Annotated in this window: 16 protein-coding genes and 2 riboswitches; of the genes, 9 read left to right on the top strand and 7 right to left on the bottom strand. The window is 68.5% G+C overall.

Annotated features, from left to right (window positions below):
• Positions 1-3 precede the first annotated feature (3 nt).
• The 6 genes from SB786_RS05610 (at position 4) to SB786_RS05585 (ending at position 6607) form a co-directional block, all read left to right on the top strand.
• A complete protein-coding gene (locus SB786_RS05610; protein WP_410726635.1) occupies positions 4-1380 on the top strand; it encodes a lysine N(6)-hydroxylase/L-ornithine N(5)-oxygenase family protein in 1377 nt (458 codons plus the stop codon).
• A gap of 46 nt (positions 1381-1426) precedes the next feature.
• A complete protein-coding gene (locus SB786_RS05605) occupies positions 1427-3715 on the top strand; it encodes a TonB-dependent siderophore receptor (RefSeq protein ID WP_410726633.1) in 2289 nt (762 codons plus the stop codon).
• Positions 3716-3801: 86 nt separating this feature from the next.
• The gene (locus SB786_RS05600) at positions 3802-4641 is read left to right on the top strand and encodes a formyltransferase family protein (RefSeq protein WP_410726631.1); all 840 of its coding nucleotides are present in this window, start codon (positions 3802-3804) and stop codon (positions 4639-4641) included.
• A complete protein-coding gene (locus SB786_RS05595) occupies positions 4641-5657 on the top strand; it encodes a GNAT family N-acetyltransferase (protein WP_410726629.1) in 1017 nt (338 codons plus the stop codon). Before SB786_RS05600 ends, SB786_RS05595 begins: the two co-directional genes overlap by 1 nt.
• 276 nt (positions 5658-5933) lie before the next feature.
• A complete protein-coding gene (gene vapB, locus SB786_RS05590) occupies positions 5934-6188 on the top strand; it encodes a type II toxin-antitoxin system VapB family antitoxin (RefSeq protein WP_410726627.1) in 255 nt (84 codons plus the stop codon).
• Positions 6185-6607, top strand: coding sequence for a PIN domain-containing protein (locus tag SB786_RS05585; protein WP_228907579.1), 423 nt, complete (start codon positions 6185-6187; stop codon positions 6605-6607). Before vapB ends, SB786_RS05585 begins: the two co-directional genes overlap by 4 nt.
• Before the next feature lie 41 nt (positions 6608-6648).
• Here the strand turns inward: SB786_RS05585 and SB786_RS05580 are convergent, their stop codons facing one another.
• Together SB786_RS05580 and SB786_RS05575 are read right to left on the bottom strand one after the other, a co-directional pair.
• Complete coding sequence (locus tag SB786_RS05580; protein ID WP_410726626.1) at positions 6649-7554, bottom strand: nucleotidyl transferase AbiEii/AbiGii toxin family protein; 906 nt, start codon at positions 7552-7554, stop codon at positions 6649-6651.
• Positions 7523-8593, bottom strand: coding sequence for a type IV toxin-antitoxin system AbiEi family antitoxin (locus SB786_RS05575; protein ID WP_410726800.1), 1071 nt, complete (start codon positions 8591-8593; stop codon positions 7523-7525). Before SB786_RS05575 ends, SB786_RS05580 begins: the two co-directional genes overlap by 32 nt.
• A gap of 357 nt (positions 8594-8950) precedes the next feature.
• Here SB786_RS05575 and SB786_RS05570 point away from each other — a divergent pair, with 357 nt between their 5' ends.
• A complete protein-coding gene (locus tag SB786_RS05570; protein ID WP_410726624.1) occupies positions 8951-10114 on the top strand; it encodes a M20 aminoacylase family protein in 1164 nt (387 codons plus the stop codon).
• Positions 10115-10144: 30 nt separating this feature from the next.
• On the opposite strand, the gene SB786_RS05565 is transcribed toward SB786_RS05570, so the two are convergent.
• The 5 genes from SB786_RS05565 to SB786_RS05545 form a co-directional block, all read right to left on the bottom strand.
• Positions 10145-11470 carry a cobyrinate a,c-diamide synthase gene (locus tag SB786_RS05565; RefSeq protein WP_410726622.1) on the bottom strand — a complete coding sequence of 442 codons (1326 nt, stop codon included), beginning with the start codon at positions 11468-11470 and terminating at the stop codon, positions 10145-10147.
• Between the two features lie 3 nt (positions 11471-11473).
• On the bottom strand, positions 11474-12076 hold the full coding sequence (gene cobO / locus SB786_RS05560) for a cob(I)yrinic acid a,c-diamide adenosyltransferase (protein WP_006755057.1): 603 nt from the start codon (positions 12074-12076) through the stop codon (positions 11474-11476).
• A 34-nt stretch (positions 12077-12110) separates the two neighbouring features.
• Positions 12111-12488: a cobalamin biosynthesis protein gene (locus SB786_RS05555; protein ID WP_410726620.1), complete on the bottom strand. Its 378-nt coding sequence runs from the start codon at positions 12486-12488 to the stop codon at positions 12111-12113.
• Entirely contained in the window at positions 12485-13234 is a 750-nt protein-coding gene (cobA, locus tag SB786_RS05550; RefSeq protein WP_410726619.1) for a uroporphyrinogen-III C-methyltransferase, read from the bottom strand. Before cobA ends, SB786_RS05555 begins: the two co-directional genes overlap by 4 nt.
• A 191-nt stretch (positions 13235-13425) precedes the next feature.
• A riboswitch (cobalamin riboswitch) is annotated at positions 13426-13591 on the bottom strand.
• Between the two features lie 227 nt (positions 13592-13818).
• On the bottom strand, positions 13819-15957 hold the full coding sequence (locus SB786_RS05545; protein ID WP_410726617.1) for a TonB-dependent receptor: 2139 nt from the start codon (positions 15955-15957) through the stop codon (positions 13819-13821).
• 184 nt (positions 15958-16141) lie between these two features.
• A riboswitch (cobalamin riboswitch) is annotated at positions 16142-16403 on the top strand.
• Positions 16404-16589: 186 nt separating this feature from the next.
• Between SB786_RS05545 and SB786_RS05540 the strand changes: the two genes are divergently transcribed.
• Both SB786_RS05540 and cobW read left to right on the top strand, forming a co-directional pair.
• Positions 16590-17648, top strand: a complete 1059-nt coding sequence (locus SB786_RS05540; protein ID WP_410726616.1) for a HoxN/HupN/NixA family nickel/cobalt transporter — start codon at positions 16590-16592, stop codon at positions 17646-17648.
• 26 nt (positions 17649-17674) lie between these two features.
• Positions 17675-18763, top strand: coding sequence for a cobalamin biosynthesis protein CobW (gene cobW, locus SB786_RS05535; RefSeq protein ID WP_410726614.1), 1089 nt, complete (start codon positions 17675-17677; stop codon positions 18761-18763).
• The last annotated feature ends 6 nt before the right edge of the window (positions 18764-18769 follow it).

Here is an 18769-nt window from a genome sequence, read left to right as displayed (position 1 = left end):
GACATGCAGAGAGAAACCGTATTCGACCTGATCGGCGTCGGCTTCGGGCCGTCGAATCTGGCGCTGGCCATCCGTCTGGAGGAGCGGCGCGCGGCGCGCCCGCTCGCCCATTGCTTCATCGAGCGGCAGCCGGAATTCGGCTGGCACCGCGGCATGCTGCTCGACGACTGCCGGATGCAGATCTCGTTTCTGAAGGATCTCGTCACGATGCGCGATCCGAAGAGCCGCTACACGTTCATCAACTACCTGTTCGAGCGCGGCCGGCTGAACGAATTCGTCAATCTGAAGAACTTCTATCCGACCCGCGTCGAATTCCACGACTACCTGAGCTGGGTCGCCGACGCGTTCGACGAGCACGTCCATTACAGCGAGACCGTCATGGCGATCGAGCCCGTGCGCGGCGACGGCGCGCGCATCGATGCGCTGCGCGTGCTGTCGCGCGACGCGGCCGGCCGCGAGCGCCAGCGCGTGACGCGTGCGCTGTCGGTCGGCGTCGGCGGCACGCCGGCGGTGCCGGACGCGTTCGCCGCGCTCGGCCGCGACCGCGTGATCCATTCGTCGTCGTACCTGACCGACATCGACCGGCTGGTCGCGGCGCCGGACGGCGAACGCCGCCGCGTCGCGGTGATCGGCGCGGGCCAGAGCGCGGCTGAAGTGTTCATCGACCTCGCGCGCCGCTTCCCGCATGTCGACGCGAACCTCGTGATGCGCGCGGGCGCGTTGAAGCCGGCCGACGACAGTCCGTTCGTCAACGAGATCTTCAGCCCCGAGTTCACCGACGTCGTCTACGCGCAGCCGCACGATGCACGCCGCGCGCTGCTCGAGCGCTACCGCGACACCAACTACGCGGTGGTCGACCGGCCGCTGATCGAGCAGATCTACGAAATGCTGTACCTGCAGCGCATCGACGGCACGCCGCGTCATGCGCTGCTCGCGAACAGCGCGATCGAAGCCGCGGTGCGCACCGCCGACGGCCGCATCGAGCTGACGCTGCGCGACCGGATGAACGGCGCGACGCGCGTCGAGTGCTTCGACGCGCTCGTGCTCGCGACCGGCTATCGGCGCGACACGCATTCGGCGCTGCTCGAAGGGCTGGCGCCGCACCTCGGCGATGCGCTCACGCGCGGCGACGTCACGCGCGACTACCTGCTCGCGACGCCCGAGCACTTCACGCCGCGCATCTATCTGCAAGGCTGCTGCGAAGACAGCCACGGCCTGTCCGACACGCTGCTGTCGGTGCTGGCACGCCGCGCGGACGAGATCTGCGCGTCGCTCGAAGAAGGGATCGCGCCCGCCCACGATGATGGCGCGGCCCGGGCATTGCATGAACAACGACATCAAGACGGGGCGAGCGCGGGCCGCATGGCTTTCGCTCTTTGACAAAGGCGCGGTCGGAGACCGCATCAAAAAAGTGGAGCAGAGAAAGATGGAGTGGGCAACAGGCACGCGTTTGCGTGCGATCGCGGCCGCGGCGAGCGTGACGTTCGGGATGGCGGCAGGGCACGCATTCGCGCAGACGGCACCGGCCGTGAACGCAGGCGCGGCGGCGTCGGCCGACAGTGCGCGCAACGGTGCGGCGGCGAGTGCGGGGGCCAATGCGCCGACCGGTTCGTCGACCCGCGCGCCGAACGGCACGCCGAATGGCCCGGCGAACGGCACGCTGCCGGCGATCAACGTCAACGCGGGCTCGGAAGGCGACGGCACGGTCGGTCTCGTCGCGAAGCGCAGCCGAACCGGCACCAAGACCGATACGTCGATCAATGAAATTCCGCAGACGATCAACGTCGTCACCGCGCAGCAGATCGAGATGACCGGCGCGACCGACGTGAACGCTGCGCTGCGCTACGTGCCGGGCTTCTCGTCGTACGGCTCGGACAACCGTTCAGACTGGTACGCGGCGCTGCGCGGCTTCACGCCGACCGCATACGTGAACGGCCTGCAGGTGCCGAACACGCTGAACCTGTCGAGCTGGCGCGTCGATCCGTACATGATCGACAGCATCACCGTGCTGCGCGGGCCGACGTCGGTGCTGTACGGCGCGGGCGACCCGGGCGCGATCATCGACGTGCAGACCAAGACGGCCGACGGCGAGCGCGTGCGCGAAGCCGGCGTGCAGTTCGGCAACTATGCGCGCAAGCAGTTCATGATCGACGTCGGCGACAAGCTCGACGCGGACGGCAAGTATGCATACCGGTTCGTCGGCGTCGCGCGCGACGGCAACGCGCTGACGGGCCCGAACAACGACCAGCGCGTCGCGCTCGCACCGACGTTCCGCTGGCGCCCCGACGCCGATACGTCGCTGACGCTGTCAGCCACGTACCTGCAGGACTGGGGCGACATCTCGTCGAACTTCCTGCCGGCCCAAGGCACGGTGCTGCCGAACCCGAACGGGCAGCTCGACAAGGACGTCTACGGCGGCGACCCGAATTTCAACTACTACCGCAAGAAGCAGTGGTCGCTCGGCTATCAGTTCGAGCGCAACCTGAACTCGATGTGGACGTTCCGGCAGAACGTGCGCTGGATGCACCTGTCGCTCGACAACGGCTCGGTGTTCGGCAACGGCCTCGCGGACGGCAGCACGACCGACATCAACCGCTGGGCCGGCGTGTTCCAGACGAACTACAGCCGCTTCGACATCGACAACAACCTGCAGGGCCGCTTCGGCACCGGGCCGCTCGAGCACACGCTGCTGCTCGGCTTCCAGTACAACCGGCAGACCGCGACCGACAGCGAATGGCTGGCCGCCGCGCCGACGCTGAACATCTACAACCCGGTCTACACGCCGGTCACGCTGTCCGTGTTCTCGCCGCCGAACACCACGTACCGCACCAACACGTACACGACGATGAACACGTTCGGGCTGTACGTGCAGGACCAGGTCAAGTGGAACCGCTGGACGCTGACGCTCGGCGGTCGCGAGGACTGGGTCAACATGCGGATGGACGACCGCGAGGGCGGCACGTCGACGAAGGCGGACGTGACGGCCTTCACCGGCCGCGTCGGCCTCACGTACCAGGGCGACTACGGGCTGTCGCCGTACATCAGCTATGCGACGTCGTTCAACCCGCTGATCGGCGTGAACCTGCTCGGCGGCGGGCTGCCGCAGCCGACGCGCGGCAAGCAGATCGAAGCCGGCCTGCGCTGGCAGCCGCCCGGCAAGAACCTGATGCTGAACGCGGCGATCTATCAGATCAACCAGACCAACGTGCTCACGCCGGCGCTGCCGAGCCAGGACAATACCAACACGAAGTCGGTGCAGACGGGCGAGGTGCGTTCGCGCGGGATCGAGCTGAGCGCGACCGGCAGGCTCACGCGGAACCTGTCGGTGATCGCGTCGTATGTCTATCAGGACGTGAAGAACGTGCAGGCCAACGACGCATTGCTGAACAACTGGCCGGTCGACATTCCGCGGCCGCGCCAGATCGCGTCGCTGTGGGCCGACTGGACGTGGCACACGGGGCCGCTCACGGGCTTCGGCCTCGGCGGCGGCGTGCGCTACCAGAGCGCGGCGGCCGGTGCGGCGGACAACTCGCTGACGGTATCGAGCTACACGCTGTTCGATGCGGGCGTGCACTACGACACGCGTAACTGGCGCTTTGCCGTGAACGGGACGAACCTGTTCAACCGGCACTACATCAGCGGTTGCCAGTCGACGAGCGTGTGCATTTTCGGTACCGACCGTACGGTGATCGCCACCGCGAAATACAACTGGTGACGCCGCGCGCCGCGGCGCGCCGGCCGGCCTTCGGGCCGGTGCGGGCGGGCCGCGGTGCCGTCGTCCGCTTTTTCCACGACGCCTCCATGCCGAAGAAAAATCTCGTCTACATCCAGTCGCTGCGCAACGGCGCGGCCGATCGCGCCGGCCAGCCGGTTGCTTACCAGGGCGGCACGCGCTACATGAAGGCGCCGCTCGAATTCCTCGTCGAGCGCCTGAACGACTCGCCGCTCGGCGAGCGCTACACGCTCAAGGGCGTGATCGTCGACGACGACGAAGGCTCGCCCGCCGATCGCGCGAAGGTCGCCGACTACGGGTTCGCGCGCACGCCGGGCCGCCCGTGGATCCTGCCCGACGGGCTGACCGTGCAGGGCCGGCCGGTCGACGAACTGTTCTGCACGATCGCGTCGACGTACCGCCGGCTGCCGCGCGACGCGCGCGAGCGCGTGACGGGCAAGCAGGCGTTCGAGCGCCGCCTGCTCGAACGCCTGCTCGAACTCGACGCCGACGTGGTCGTGCTCGACGGGCTGCTCGTGATCCTCGACGAACTGGTGCGTCCCGGCGCGCGCTTTCACCGCCGCATCGCGAACATCCATCCCGGCATCACGGCCGACGATTCGCCGTACCAGCGGCGCGGCGCGTGGGCGACGCTCGATGCGCTGCACGGCGCGCGCGGCGAACGGGTCGACTGGGCGAGCGGCACGACGTCGCGCGTCGATCCGGTGACGATGACGGGCGCATCGTTCCACTACGTCGACAACGGCATCGATTCCGGCGAGGTGATCTGCGACGTGCTCGACACGCCGATCGCGCCGGACGACACGATTCTCGAACTGCGCTGGAACAACTTCCAGCGCAGCCTGTTTCCGGCGCTCGAGCGGGGGCTGCACGTCCTCGCCGATCGCCATGACGCGGGAGCACTGTGATGGAAGACACGCTCACGAAACCGGCCGGCACGGCGGACGCCGTCGAAGGCGAGGTGGCCGCGGCGCTCGACGGCGCCGCGCCCGGCCATGCGGCGGCCGCCGCCGAATGCACGCTCGACGCGTGGCGGCCCGACGATCCGCCGGCCGCGCTGCTCGCGGAATTCGTCGCCCTGTTCAACACGGACACGCGGCACGACGCGGCGACGGTGTCGGTGCCGCTCGGCGGCGCCGGGCCGGCGGCCGTCGCGTCGTACGTCGCGCGCGCGGTGCGCGAGGGCGTGATTGACGGCGCGCAGGTCGCGGGCGACCGGTTGCGCCTGAGCGCATCGCGCGCGACGTTCTGGCAGAACCCGCGGCCGTGGCTGAAGGCGCCTGCGTCGGGCGGGATGCCGCTGCGCTATGCGATCACGAACGGCCACCGGCATCCGGTGCGGCCGCCGTCGCCGGCCGGCGAAATCTATGCGCGCACCATGCCGCAGGTCGGGATGACGTTCAGCCTGCGTACCGTCGACATCGACGAACATGCGCAGTTGTTCAGCGACTGGATGAACCTCGATCGCGTCGCGCATTTCTGGGATCAGCGCGGCACGCGCGACGAGCACGCCGCGTATCTCGCGGAGAGGCTCGCCGATCCGCACATGCATCCGATGATCGGCTATTTCGACGAAACGCCGTTCGGCTATTTCGAGTTCTACTGGGCGAAGGAGGACCGCCTCGCGCCGTTCTACGACGCGCACGACTACGATCGCGGGCTGCATCTGCTGATCGGCGACTCGCGCTTCCAGAGCGCGGGCAAGCTGCATGCATGGTGGAGCGGGGTGCTGCACTACATGTTCGTCGACGAACCGCGCACGCAGCGGCTCGTCGGCGAGCCACGCGTCGATCACGTGCGGCATATCGCGTACATGCATCGGCTCGGGTTCTACACGCTGAAGGAGTTCGACTTCCCGCACAAGCGGGCGGCGCTCACCGTGATGGAGCGCGAGACATTCTTCGACACTTTCCGGCTGCCGTGACGGGACGGGGGCGCGAAGGGTCGATGCGTCGATGCGTCGATTCGCGAGCGACGACGTTTCGCGCGGCTTGAAGGGCCGCGGGCATCGACCGTTCGGGATATGGATCGGGCGGTCGGCATGAGGAAGAATGGCTTGTATCCTCATCACAGCAGGTCCGCCGACATGGAAAGCACACCCACGATGGCATCGGGCGCGATCCCCGATCCACGTTCCCTGACATTGACATATGCCAGCATATGCTTAGAATGGGCGCATCGTACTCCTGTGGAGTGGCTCATGCGCACCGTTTCCATTTTCAAGAACGCCCGTAACCAGGCAATCCGCATCCCGAAGGACATGGAGTTCGAGGGTGTGACGGAACTCGAGATCCGCCGCGAGGGCGACACGTTGCTGCTGCGTCCGGTGCGGCCGACGTGGCTGTCGTTCGCGAGTGAACCACGGGCCGATGCCGACTTCCTCGCCGAGCGCCCGGCGGTCGTCGAACCCGGTCGTTTCGACCTGGACGATGCACCGACGGGGTCGGACCGGTGACTACGCTCTACATGCTCGATACGAACATCTGTTCGTTCATCATGCGCGAGCGGCCATCCGCGGTGTTGTCCCGGTTGCAGTCGTGCGTCAATGCGCAGCACCGGATCGTCGTGTCGGCGATCACCTATGCCGAAATGCGGTTCGGCGCAGTCGGCAGAAAGGCTTCGCCGAAGCATGCGGAACTCGTGACGGCCTTTGTCACGCGGCTGGACGGCGTGCTGTCGTGGGATACCGCGGCGGTCGATGCAACGGCCGCGATTCGCGTCGATCTAGCCGCACGTGGCACGCCGATCGGCGCGAACGACGCGTCGATCGCCGGTCACGCGATCGCGGCCGGTGCCGTTCTTGTAACGAACAACAGTCGCGAATTCAGCCGTGTCGCGGGGTTGTCTCTCGAAGACTGGGCGGCCTCGGCCTAGGGTGGCGAATGCGCGATGGCGGTGCTGTCCGCGCCAGCACGTCACGCGCGAGGAAAGGGCGGCTCCGAGAGGAAAGCACCGCGGAACGCGTCGAGATACCGGTCGGCGTCATCGTTGAATTCACCCGGCAGCAGCGCGAACGCGCGGGCCTGCAGGTCCTGCGCGAGGGTCGCGTAAACCGCTTCGTCGAATAACAGCGTGCGGATCGCATCGTGCGTTTGCGGCGAAGCAATCCGCTTCGCATCGCGCGCGAGCAACCCGGCCGCCGCCAGCTCCGGCTGGAAACCGTGCCGTTCGAGCAGATCGGGCGCGACGTCCCAGATGCGCTCGCGATTGCCCGCGTCGTGAAAATGCGTGAGCAGGAACAACAGGTCGTACGCGTCGCTGTTCTGGCGCGCGCGCCGATCCTTCCACGCGAGCAATTTCAGCAGCGCGAGCGCCGGCAGGCTCGCCACCGGCACCGCGATGTCGGCGCCGATCGACACGGCCAGCGCCGTATCGACCGCCTCCTGAAAGCCCAGCACGTTCAGCACGAAATCGCCGCGCGGCGGCCACGCGATTTCGCCGGGCGGTGCTTCGAGCGGCCCGAACGGCACGAGATCGAGCTCCGTGCGAAATCCCCGCGTCCCGCTGTCGAACAGCAGTTTCTGCCGATGCTTCGGCGCACGCGCGAATTGCCCGGTCGCGACGAGCGCATCGACGAGCCGCTCGTGAAACGGCCAGCTCACAGCGCATACCGCGACGTCGATGTCCCGCGTCGCACGCACCGGCCGGATGCCGTGGACATGCCACATCAGGATGTCGCGCGCGGTTGCGCCGGCGACGACGAATGCCGTGTCGAGTTGCACGCAGGTCGTGCCGACCGCCCGCAGCAGCGCGGCCGCCGCCGGCTCGAGCGGCCGGCGCGCATCGACTTCAAGCGGGCGGGTGGGCGAGGTATCGGTCATGGATGTGTTCGGCGGCGGCAAGATTGCGGCTGTCTCCGGACGAGACGAGATCCGCGTAGATCAGCAGCGGCGGCACGAGCGGCATGTCCTGCTCGCGCCAGTCGAGCGCCGGCGACGGCGGCCAGAACGCTTCGAGCAGTTCGACGTCGCCGCGCTCGTCCGGGCGCAGGCGCGCCTGGAGCAGCAGGCGGTTCGACACGGCGCCGTGCGTATAGACGGTGACCGCGGCTGGCTTGAGGTCGTGCGTCAGCAGGCCGGCCGCCGGTTCGCCGCCGAGCCGCGCATCGAATGCCGCGAAATCGAAGTTGCGCCACCAGTCGGGCGCGACGGCGGCAAACCGCCGGGCCGGCAGTTTCGCGCGCAGCCGGCTCGGATACAGCGCAACCCATTCCTGCACGAAGCGCGGCCAGTCGGGCATCAGGCGCTCGCCATTGCGCCGCTGCGCGACGAGGCCGCGCGCAAGCAGGTCGTCCATCGCGAGATTGACCGTGCCGAGCGCGACGCCCGACGCGACGGCGATCGCCCGGTACGGTTGCGCGACGAGGCCCGGCTGCGTCGCGAGCGCGAACATCACCGCGAGCCCCTTGGGCGTGGTCGCGCGCGACGCCTGCCGGCGTGGCGTGCGGGGAGGTTTCGGCCGGCCGGAGATCAGCACGGTCGCCTCCGGCAGGATCAGGCTCGTGTTGCCGGCGGTATCGAGAAACGGGATGCCGTGATCGGTCAGGCGGGCGGCCAGCTCGGCCGACACGTACGGCGCGACCAGCATCAGTGGCCGCTCGCCGGGCAGCGGGGCGCCGCCGCGCCGATGCAGCGCCGCGCGGGCGTCCTGCACCGATTCGACACCGACGGTCACCGCGGCCGGCATCTCGAAGGTCTGCCCGCCAATGCGGAAGCGGATCATCGCGTCGGCATGCGCGCGGGATGCGGCCGGCACGCGCACCGGCCGTGCGTTGAAGCGTCGGGTTGCGCGTTCGAACGCGGCGCAGGCTTCGTCGAGCACGTGCTGTTCCGCGATCGACAGGGTGGCGTTCTCGGGCATCGGGAGGGATCGCTTGTTCACTTTTTTGTCAGCGTACACAAAAAATGTACATCCGTCAAAAAATGAACAGGAGCGCTCAACCCTTTGATACGACGGAATTATTCCGGAATGGCCAACGGCAATCAACCCACCCTCCCACTTGAGAAATCGAGACCGAACACGCAGTGTCGCGAATCCGGCTCATGCGCGGCAGTCGCCCGAATGGCCGGTTTCCACCGGCAGGGGCGGTTTCTCATCCGCCGCCATGATCGGCCAGCAACTCCAGGTTGCCTCCACGACGACTTTCTGTCTGTCCGGTTGCTGCTCGACGGACTATCCTTGCCAGCACATTCCCCACCGACCCCAGGAGACGACACCGTGACGCACAGCGTGATTCCCGCAGGCCTCGCTGACGAAATGATCGAGATCCGGCACCGCATTCATGCCCACCCCGAACTGGGCTTCGAGGAATTCGCGACGAGCGACCTTGTGGCTGAGCAGTTGCACGCATGGGGCTACACGGTGCACCGCGGGCTCGGCGGCACGGGCGTGGTCGCGCAGTTGAAGGTCGGTAACGGCACGCAACGCCTCGGCCTGCGCGCCGACATGGACGCACTGCCGATCCACGAGTCGACCGGCCTGCCGTACCAGAGCACGACACCCGGCAAGATGCACGCGTGCGGCCACGACGGCCACACGGCGATGCTGCTCGCGGCCGCGAAGCACCTGGCGCGCGAGCGGCGCTTTTCCGGCACGCTGAACCTGATTTTCCAGCCGGCCGAGGAAGGGCTCGGCGGCGCGAAGAAAATGCTCGACGACGGGCTGTTCGAGCAGTTCCCGTGCGATGCGATCTTCGCGATGCACAACATGCCGGGCTTCCCGACGGGCAAGTTCGGCTTCCTGCCGGGGCCGTTCATGGCATCGTCGGACACCGTGATCGTCGACGTGCAGGGGCGCGGCGGCCACGGCGCGGTGCCGCACAAGGCGATCGATTCGGTCGTCGTGTGCGCGCAGATCGTCATCGCGCTGCAGACGATCGTGTCGCGCAACGTGTCGCCGCTCGACATGGCGATCGTCACGGTCGGTGCGATCCACGCGGGCGATGCGCCGAACGTGATTCCCGATCGCGCCCAGATGCGCCTGTCCGTGCGCGCGCTGAAGCCCGAGGTGCGCGACCTGCTCGAAGCGCGCATCAAGGAAGTCGTTCATGCGCAGGCGGCCGTGTTCGGCGCGAGCGCGACGATCGACTACCAGCGCCGCTACCCGGTGCTCGTCAACGACGCGCAGATGACCACGTTCGCACGCGGCGTCGCGCGCGAGTGGGTGGGCGAAGCGAACCTGATCGACGAGATGGTGCCGCTCACCGGCAGCGAGGATTTCGCGTTCCTGCTCGAGAAGCGGCCGGGCTGCTACCTGATCATCGGCAATGGCGACGGCGAGGGCGGCTGCATGGTGCACAACCCCGGCTACGACTTCAACGACGCGGTACTGCCGACCGGCGCGTCGTACTGGGTCAAGCTGGCCGAGACGTTTCTGGTGTGACGATGAATGCGGGGGCGGGGCCGTCTCGATTCAATTGCGGCACGTGCCGAACGACAACCCATCCCCGCTGAACAACGCCGCCGCCGCAGCCGGATTCGACGGCCAGTACATGTGCATGTACGTCGCGACGATCGAACCCGTGCGATACACGGCTTCGCCGCTGCCGGGTTCCCCGTCGGGCCGGGCGGCGCTCGCCACCGGCGCCAGCGGCGTGTCGAGCCGCGAATAATGAAACGTATGGCCGCGCATCGGCCCGCTGCGCGTGTCCAGCTGCTGCATGCCGAGCGCCGCGAACCGGCGCTGCATCGTCGCATGGCCTGACAGCAGCCCGAGCATCGATGTCGTCGCGCCTTCCACGTCGGTCAGCGACTCGCACAGATAGACCATTCCCCCGCATTCCGCGACGATCGGCCGGCCGGCCGCCGCGTGCGCGCGAATCGTCCGCGCGGCCACGGCATTCGCCGCGAGCGTCGCCGCATGCAGTTCCGGATAGCCGCCCGGCAGGAACAGCGCGTCGCACGCGTCGGGCACGGGCTCGTCGGCAAGCGGCGAAAAGAACCGCAACTGCGCACCGAGCGCGTCGAGCAGCGCGAGATTGGCCGGATAAATGAACGAGAACGCCGCGTCGCGCGCGATCGCGATTCGCTTGCCGGCGAGCGCGCGCGGCAGCGGGGCCCGGGCCGCCGGTTCCGCGAACGAGACGGCGGGCGGCAAGTCGGCGAGCGCCGTCTGCGCGAGCACGTCGGCGGCACGATCGAGCCGCGCGTCGAGATCGCCGATGTCGGCCGGCTGGTGCAGGCCGAGATGCCGCTCCGGCAGCGCGATGCCCGCATCGGCCGGCACGTGCCCGAGCCAGCGCAAGTCGTCCGGCAGCGACTGCTGCAACAGTTCCGCGTGTCGCGGCGACCCGACGCGGTTCGCGAGCACGCCGTGAAACGGCACCTCCGGCCGGAACCGCGCAAGCCCGAACGCGATCGCCGCGAACGTCTGCGCCATCGCCTTCGCGGAAATCACCGCGACGACCGGCACGCCGAACGCGGCCGCCAGATCGGCGCTGCTCGGCGTGCCGTCGAACAGCCCCATCACGCCTTCGATCAGGATCAGGTCCGCGTCGCGCGCGGCATCGGCGAGCAGCGCGCGGCAGCCGGCTTCACCGACCATCCCGAGGTCGAGCGCGTGCACGGGCGCGCCGCTCGCCCGTTCGAGCAGCATCGGATCGAGAAAATCCGGCCCGGTCTTGAACACGCGCACGCGCCGGCCGAGCCGGCGGTGCAGCCGCGCAAGGCCGGCCGTCACCGACGTCTTGCCCTGGCCGGACGCAGGCGCGCTGACGAACAGCGCGGGGCAGGCCGGCATCGCTCAGAACTCCACGCCGGGCTGCGCCTTCACGCCTTGCTCCTTGTACGGATGCTTGACGAGCCGCATTTCCGTGACGAGGTCGGCCGCCTCGATCAGTGCATCGGGCGCATGGCGCCCGGTGACGACGACGTGCACCGAATCCGGCCGCGCGACGAGCGTCGCGAGCACTTCGTCGAGCGGCAGGTATTCGTACTTGAGCACGGTGTTCAGCTCGTCGAGGATCACCATCCGGTACTCGCCGCTTTCGATCATCCGGCGCGCCTCGTCCCAGCCCTTGCGCGCGGTGGCGACATCGGCGTCGCGGTTCTGCGTATTCCACGTGTAGCCGTCGCCCATCGTCACGAAGTCGCATTGCGCGACCGCACCGAGGAAGTCGCGCTCGGACGTGTGCAGCGCGCCCTTGATGAACTGCACGACGCCGAGCCGCATGCCATGGCCGAGCACGCGCACGGCCATGCCGAAGGCGGCCGTGCTCTTGCCCTTGCCGTTGCCGGTGTTGACGATCAGCAGGCCCTTTTCCTGGGTGGCGGCAGCCTGCTTCTTTTCATGGCCGGCGCGGCGGCGTTCGGCCATCCGCTGATGGGATTCGGCATCGGTCTTCATCGGGAATCGTCCTGTCGAAAGCAAAACAAAGGGTTCAGAGCGGGCCGGCGAGCGCGACCGTCACGCCGTCCCGGCTGGATTTGGGGCCGAGCAGCCGGCCATGCGGCGCGGCGAGTTGCGCGCACGGCTCGGCCACGCCCGCGACGCCGAAACGCGCCAGCGCGGCCGCCGACGGGCCGCTCAATGCCGGTTGGGGGCACTGCGCGAGCTGCGCCGCGTCGAACGCGACGAGCGGCCAGCCGCGCCGCGCGCACAGCGTGCGCAGCGGCCGGGCACGCGCCTTGTCGGCGAGCGTCGCGACGACGGCCGGCTCGGCGCCCGGGTGACTGGCCAGCGCCGCGCGAATCGCGGCATCGAGTTGCGCGGCCGTCACGCCCGCACGGAAACCGACGCCGAGCGCGACGCGCATCATGCGCGGCCGCCAAGCGCCGCGCGCACCGCGGGATCGTCGGCGAGCGCCGCGACGCGGCCGATCACGACGATCGCGGGCGAGCCGATACCGGTCGCGCCCACGCGTTCGACGATCGTGTCGAGCGTCGCGAGCACGTGCCGCTGCCCGTCACGCGTCGCGTTCTCGATCGCCGCGCACGGCGTGTCGCCCGCCACGCCGCCATCACGCAGCGCGGCCGCGATCGCGTCGAGCCGGCGAATGCCCATGTAGATCACGATCGTCATCCGGGTCGCGGCCAGCGCGCGCCAGTCGGGTTCGTCCGCGCCCGCGCCGTGGCCCGTGACGAAGATCACGCCCTGCGCGTCGCCGCGATGCGTAACTGGAATGCCGAGCGCGGCCGGGGCCGCGATACCGGCCGTGATGCCGTTCACGACCTCGACCGGGAACCCGGCCGCGCCGAGCGCCAGCAATTCTTCGCCGCCGCGGCCGAACACGAACGGATCGCCGCCCTTGAGCCGCGCGACGCTGCGGCCCGCGCGCAGATGCGCGAGCATCACGGCGACGATCGTTTCCTGCGGCGTCGACGCATGGCCGCCGCGCTTGCCGACGTGCTCGATCAATGCGTCGGCGCGCGCGTGGCGCAGCACGTCGGGGTTCACGAGATCGTCGACGAGCAGCACGTCGGCCGTGGCGATCGCGCGCACGGCCTTCAGCGTCAGCAGATCGGCGTCGCCGGGGCCGGCGCCGACGAGCCATGCGCGGCTCATCGGGCGCGGCACGGCGCGCACCGTGTCGTGGCAGTGGAAAGGGGACAGCGAGCGGCACATCGGCGGCCGGCGGACAGGCAATGCATGACGGATCGAGCGAAGCCCGCGCGAGCGCGGGCGAAAAAGCGCACCCCATCCGTCCCCCGCGGACCGGGCGTTCGGCGAGCGGCGGGCTCGCCCCTTGCGTCGGCCGGTATCCGGGCTGGCCGCTTGCCAGGCCGCAGCCTTCCCGCCCGCTGAAGGGCAGTGGCATCGCGGGCGGCCTGGGCGCGTGCGGGGAACCGCGACGCGCGGGCGGCGTACCGTTGCGGGGACAGCACAGGCGGGGCGGACTTCCGCCTCCTGTTTCCCGTTTAACTGCGCGCGCCGGAGGAGCGCGCGCGAGCACCGAACGCGGCGCATACGATAGCACAGGCGTGTACCGGACGAACGGCCGGCGGAACGGCTGCGCCGACTGTCGCCGCAACCCGATGCGACGCCGCCGGCCCGGCTCCGCAGCAATCGGCCGCGACGCTTTTCCCGTGCTTCGCGTGCGCGTCGACGGTTGCATGAGCGGCGACGGTCTGCTCCGCCTGACCGCCGCTTCAGAACTTGTATGCCGCTGTCAGCGTGAACGTCCGCGGCGCGCCGGGCATGATTTGAGACAGGCTCGTCGCGCTCGCGTAATAATCGCGATCGGTGAGGTTGACGACCGCCAGCGTCAGTTCCAGGTCGCGCGTTCGGTATCCGGCCTTGCCGTCCCAGCGCACATACGCAGGCAGCCGGAGCAGGTTGTCGCGATCCGCGTAACGCGCGCCTTCGTGGATCACGCCGAGTTCGGCGAAGAAGCCGAAAAGTGGCGCATAGCCGACGAACAGATTGCCGCTGGTCGACGACACGCCGGCCGACCGCTTGCCCGCGAACTTCGGTTCGGCCTCGACCACCCGCGCGTTCTGCCAGCCGATGCCGCCGCGCACGAGCCAGTCTCCCGCGAGCCGGCCGGCGACGCTCAGTTCGAGGCCGCGGTTGCGCTCGAGGCCGGTGAGATCAAAGAATCCCGGCCGGACCGGATCGGCGACCCGACGGTTGAAAAGATCGAGCTGGAACACGGCCAGCGTCGTGCTCAGCGTGCCGCCCATCCAGTCGCTCTTCACCCCGATCTCGTATTGATTGCTGTATTGCGGGCCAAGATCGTTGGCATTGCCGCGCGCGCCGGGCGTGATGCCGATCAGGTCGCCGCCGACCGGCGCGAAGTTCTTGCTGTACGACGCATAGACGTGATGCGCGTCGACCGGCGCCCAGACGACGCCGACCCGCGGGCTCCACGCGTTCGTCGTGCGCCGCGCGCGCAGGCCGGCCAGCAGGTTCGTCGAGTCGACGTCGAAGCGATCCCCGCGCAGGCCGCCCAGCAGTTTCCAGGACCGCCCGAAGTCGATCCGGTCCTGCACATAGACCGCGTAATCGTCGACGCGATGGCGGTTCATCGCAAACGGCCGCGGTGGCGAGCCGGCGAGGGCGTTGCTGTCCGGATCGACGATCGAGACGGGCGCCGCGTCGGCCTGCCACAGCTTCGGCGCGCGTCTTTGCCAGCCGTATTCGATCCCGAACAGCAGGTGATGGGCGAGGGGGCCGGTCGCGAACTCGCCGGTCAGTTCGAGATCCGTCTGCACGTTGAGGTGCCGCATGTCCTGCAGATAGCGCGTGCGTTGCACGCGCCGGTAGTCACGCGGCTTCGTGAGATAGCTCTGCGTGACGTACGTGTTGTCGAACGAACTGCGCAGATCCAGCACGCTCAGCGTATGCTGCACCTGCCAGGCGTCGCCGAGCTGCTGCTTGAACACCGAGCGCCAGTTCAGGTTCGCGTCGCGGATCGAATCGCGGCCTGCCGCGCCGAAGAATTTCTCCCGCGACGCGGGCGGCAGCGAGAACGCGAGCGGCTTGCCGGCCTTGTCGAGCGCGGCGACCGACGCCGGCATCCCGCGATCGGGCACGCGCTCGTAGCTGTCGTATTCGAACTGCATCAGCCAGCTTCGCCGAACATCCTGCCATTTGATCGACGGGGCGACGTACTGGCGCGTGCCGTCGACCGCATTGCGAAAACTGCCGTCGTGCTCGCGGCCCGCATTGAGACGCACGCTCCATTCACGCGACAGCGCACGGTTGACGTCGACCGCCGCGCCGAGGCGGCCGTAGCTGCCGGTCGCCGCCGACAGGTGTCCGAAATCTTCGGCCAGCGGCTGTTTGGTGATCCGGTTGATGACGCCGCCGCCGCTGCCGCGTCCGTACAGGACGGCCGCCGGCCCTTTCAGCACCTCGATGCGCTCGATGTTGCCGAGACTGCGCACGTACTGCGCGTCGTCGCGCATGCCGTCGAGCAACAGGTCGCCCGAACCGGAAAAGCCGCGAATCCGGAACGCGTCGAAGCGGGTATCCGATGCATTCGAGATGCCCGGCACGCCGGCCAGCGCATCGGCGAGCGTGCGGCCTCCATAGGAGAGCGTCTCTTCCACCGACACGGTGTCGATGGTCTGCGGCACGTCGCGCGGATCGGCGTCGGCGCGGGTTGCCGTGCTGACGTGCTCGGGACGCGGGTCATGCGGGTGGCGGCGGCTGCGAATTTCGACGGCAGGCAGTTCCTGTTCGGGACCGGCGGCGCAAGCCGCGCCCGGGGCGGCGGAAAGGAGCGAACAAAAGGACAGGGCCCATGCGGGGAACCGCTGGCCGGACGTATGGCGTTTGAACATGAGAATTTAAGGACGACTGAATGACTGCCTCGTATTGCCATTGCGCGTCTTTCGAATGATTTGGGCGAATTTTATCCTGATTGATTGAAAACGACAATCATTCTCATCGACACCGATTCGCCGCCGCCGAACCGATTCGCGCGCCGTTGCCGTTCGTCGCCTTGACGCTCCTCGCACCGCCGCCTACACTCGCACGCGTTTCGGTGCTCGCGCGCGCTTCCGGCGTGCGCAGTTAAACGGGAAACAGGGAGCCTGCCTGCGCCGCAGTCGAGCCAACCTGTGCTGCCCCCGCAACGGTAAGCGAACGCGTCGCGCCCAGCGCGACGCAGCGCCACTTCGCCGCATGCCAGCCGCATGCGGACGACCGCCACTGGATGCCGCGCATCCGGGAAGGCGAAGCGGCGTGTTCGTCAGCCCGGATACCGGCCGAAACGTTGGGGTTCAGCGCCGCGGGGAGGCGGCGCATCGTCCACGGCCGCAGCACGCCCGACGCCCGAGCGTTTCCCCCTTTCCGCGCCAACCATCCGTCGCATGCACGCGCACGGACCGGGGCGGCGAGCGGCAGGCGGCGCGGGCAGGGCCGGCGGCGGCCGTGTTGGCATTCACATGTCGACCGTTCGCACAGGAGCATCATGCTCGACTCGTTCTTCCGTCTCTTCAACGACAGTCCGTCAGGGCTGCGCGGCAAAATCGTCGCGATCTACGCATTGCTCGTCGCGTTCAACGTCGGCGCGTGGATCTGGGCCTTCGTCGCGTTTCGCGACCAGCCCGTGCTGCTGGGCACCGCGCTGCTCGCCTACGTGTTCGGGCTGCGCCACGCGGTCGACGCCGATCATATCGCCGCGATCGACAACGTCACGCGCAAGCTGATGCAGGAAGGCCGCAGCCCGCTCGGCGCCGGCCTGTTCTTCTCGCTTGGCCATTCGACGGTCGTAATCGTGATGTCGGTCGCGGTCGCGCTGACCGCCGCGTCGCTCGCGCGCTTCGAGAGCATGAAGGCCTGGGGCGGCGTGATCAGCACCAGCGTGTCCGCGTTCTTCCTGCTGGTACTCGCGGCCGCAAACCTGCTGATCCTGATTTCCGTGTACCGGACGTTTCGCGCGGCGCGCCGCGGCGAGCCGATCGTCGACGCCGATCTCGACATGCTGATGAACCAGCGCGGCGTGCTGGCCCGGTTGTTCCGGCCGTTGTTCCGCCTCGTGTCGCGCAGCTGGCACATGTATCCGGTCGGGTTCCTGTTCGGCTTCGGCTTCGATACGGCGACCGAGATCGCGCTGTTCGGCATTTCGGCCACGCAAGTGCAGGGCGGCATGTCGTTCTGGTCGGTGATGGCGCTGCCGGTGCTGTTCACCGCGGGCATGACGCTCGTCGACACGACCGACGGCATCCTGATGATGGGCGCGTACCGGTGGGCGTACGTGCGGCCGATTCGCAAGATCTACTACAACATGACGATCACGTTCGTGTCGGTGCTGGTCGCCGCGCTGATCGGCGGCATCGAGGTGCTCGCGCTGCTCGCGGACAAACTCTCGCTGCAGGGCCCCGTATGGAATTTCTCGACGATGGTCGCATCGCATTTCGGGATGCTCGGCTACGTCGTGATCGGCCTGTTCCTCGCGTGCTGGATAGTGTCGGCCGCGATCTATCGCATCAAACGCTACGACGAGATCGATGTGACGCTCTCGGCCTGACTCCCTCATTCGCCACAGGACCTACCATGACCCTACGCAAGCTTCCCGTCACGATCGTCACGGGCTTTCTCGGCAGCGGCAAGACCACGCTGATGCGCCACATCCTGCAGCACGCGGAAGGCCGCCGCATCGCGGTGATCGTCAACGAATTCGGCGAACTCGGCATCGACGGCGAAATCCTCAAGGGCTGCGGGATCGGCTGCGACGATGCGCAGGGCGCGCAGGGCGAAGCGTCGGGCCAGCTGTACGAACTCGCGAACGGCTGCCTGTGCTGCACCGTGCAGGAAGAGTTCTATCCGGTGATGGAAGCGCTCGTCGAGCGCCGCGCCGACATCGACCACGTGCTGATCGAGACGTCGGGCCTCGCGCTGCCGAAGCCGCTCGTGCAGGCCTTCAACTGGCCGACGATCCGCAACAGCTTCACGGTCGACGCGGTCGTGACCGTCGTCGACGGGCCGGCCGCCGCGAGCGGCCAGTTCGCGGAGAACCCGCAGGCCGTCGACGCGCAGCGCCGCGCCGATCCGAACCTCGACCACGAATCGCCGCTGCACGAACTGTTCGCCGACCAGTTGTCGTCCGCCGATCTCGTGATCGTGAACAAGGCCGACCTCGTCGCCGACGCGCAGTTCGCCGAAGTCGAAGCCGCGATCCGCGAGGAGATCCCGCCGCAGGTGAAGATCGTGCGCGCGACGCGCGGCGAACTGGATCTCGCGATGCTGCTCGGGCTCGAATCGGCGTCGGAGGAAACGATCCACCTGCGGCACGACCATCACGGCTCGGCCGACGACGGCGATCACGACCACCATCACGACGATTTCGATTCGGTGGTGGTGTCGGGCGATGCGGGCTCGCGCGAAGCGACGATCGCCGCGCTGCAGCGCGTCGTCGAGACGCACACGATCTACCGCGCGAAAGGCTTCGCGGCGCTGCCCGATGCGCCGATGCGGCTCGTGATCCAGGGTGTCGGCCGCCGCTTCGACAGCTATTTCGACCGTCGCTGGCAGGACGGCGAAACGCGCGCGAGCCGCTTCGTGCTGATCGGCGAGGATCTCGACGCAGCCGCGCTGCAGCGCGCGTTCGATGCCGCGTGCGCGGCACAGACGCAGCAGGCGTAACGCGCG

It is taken from the genome of Burkholderia sp. SIMBA_062, from assembly GCF_046534765.1.
In the GTDB taxonomy this organism is placed as follows: Bacteria; Pseudomonadota; Gammaproteobacteria; order Burkholderiales; family Burkholderiaceae; genus Burkholderia; species Burkholderia ambifaria.
Note: the sequence above shows the minus strand (reverse complement) of the source record. Positions and strands in the feature narration are given on the sequence as shown.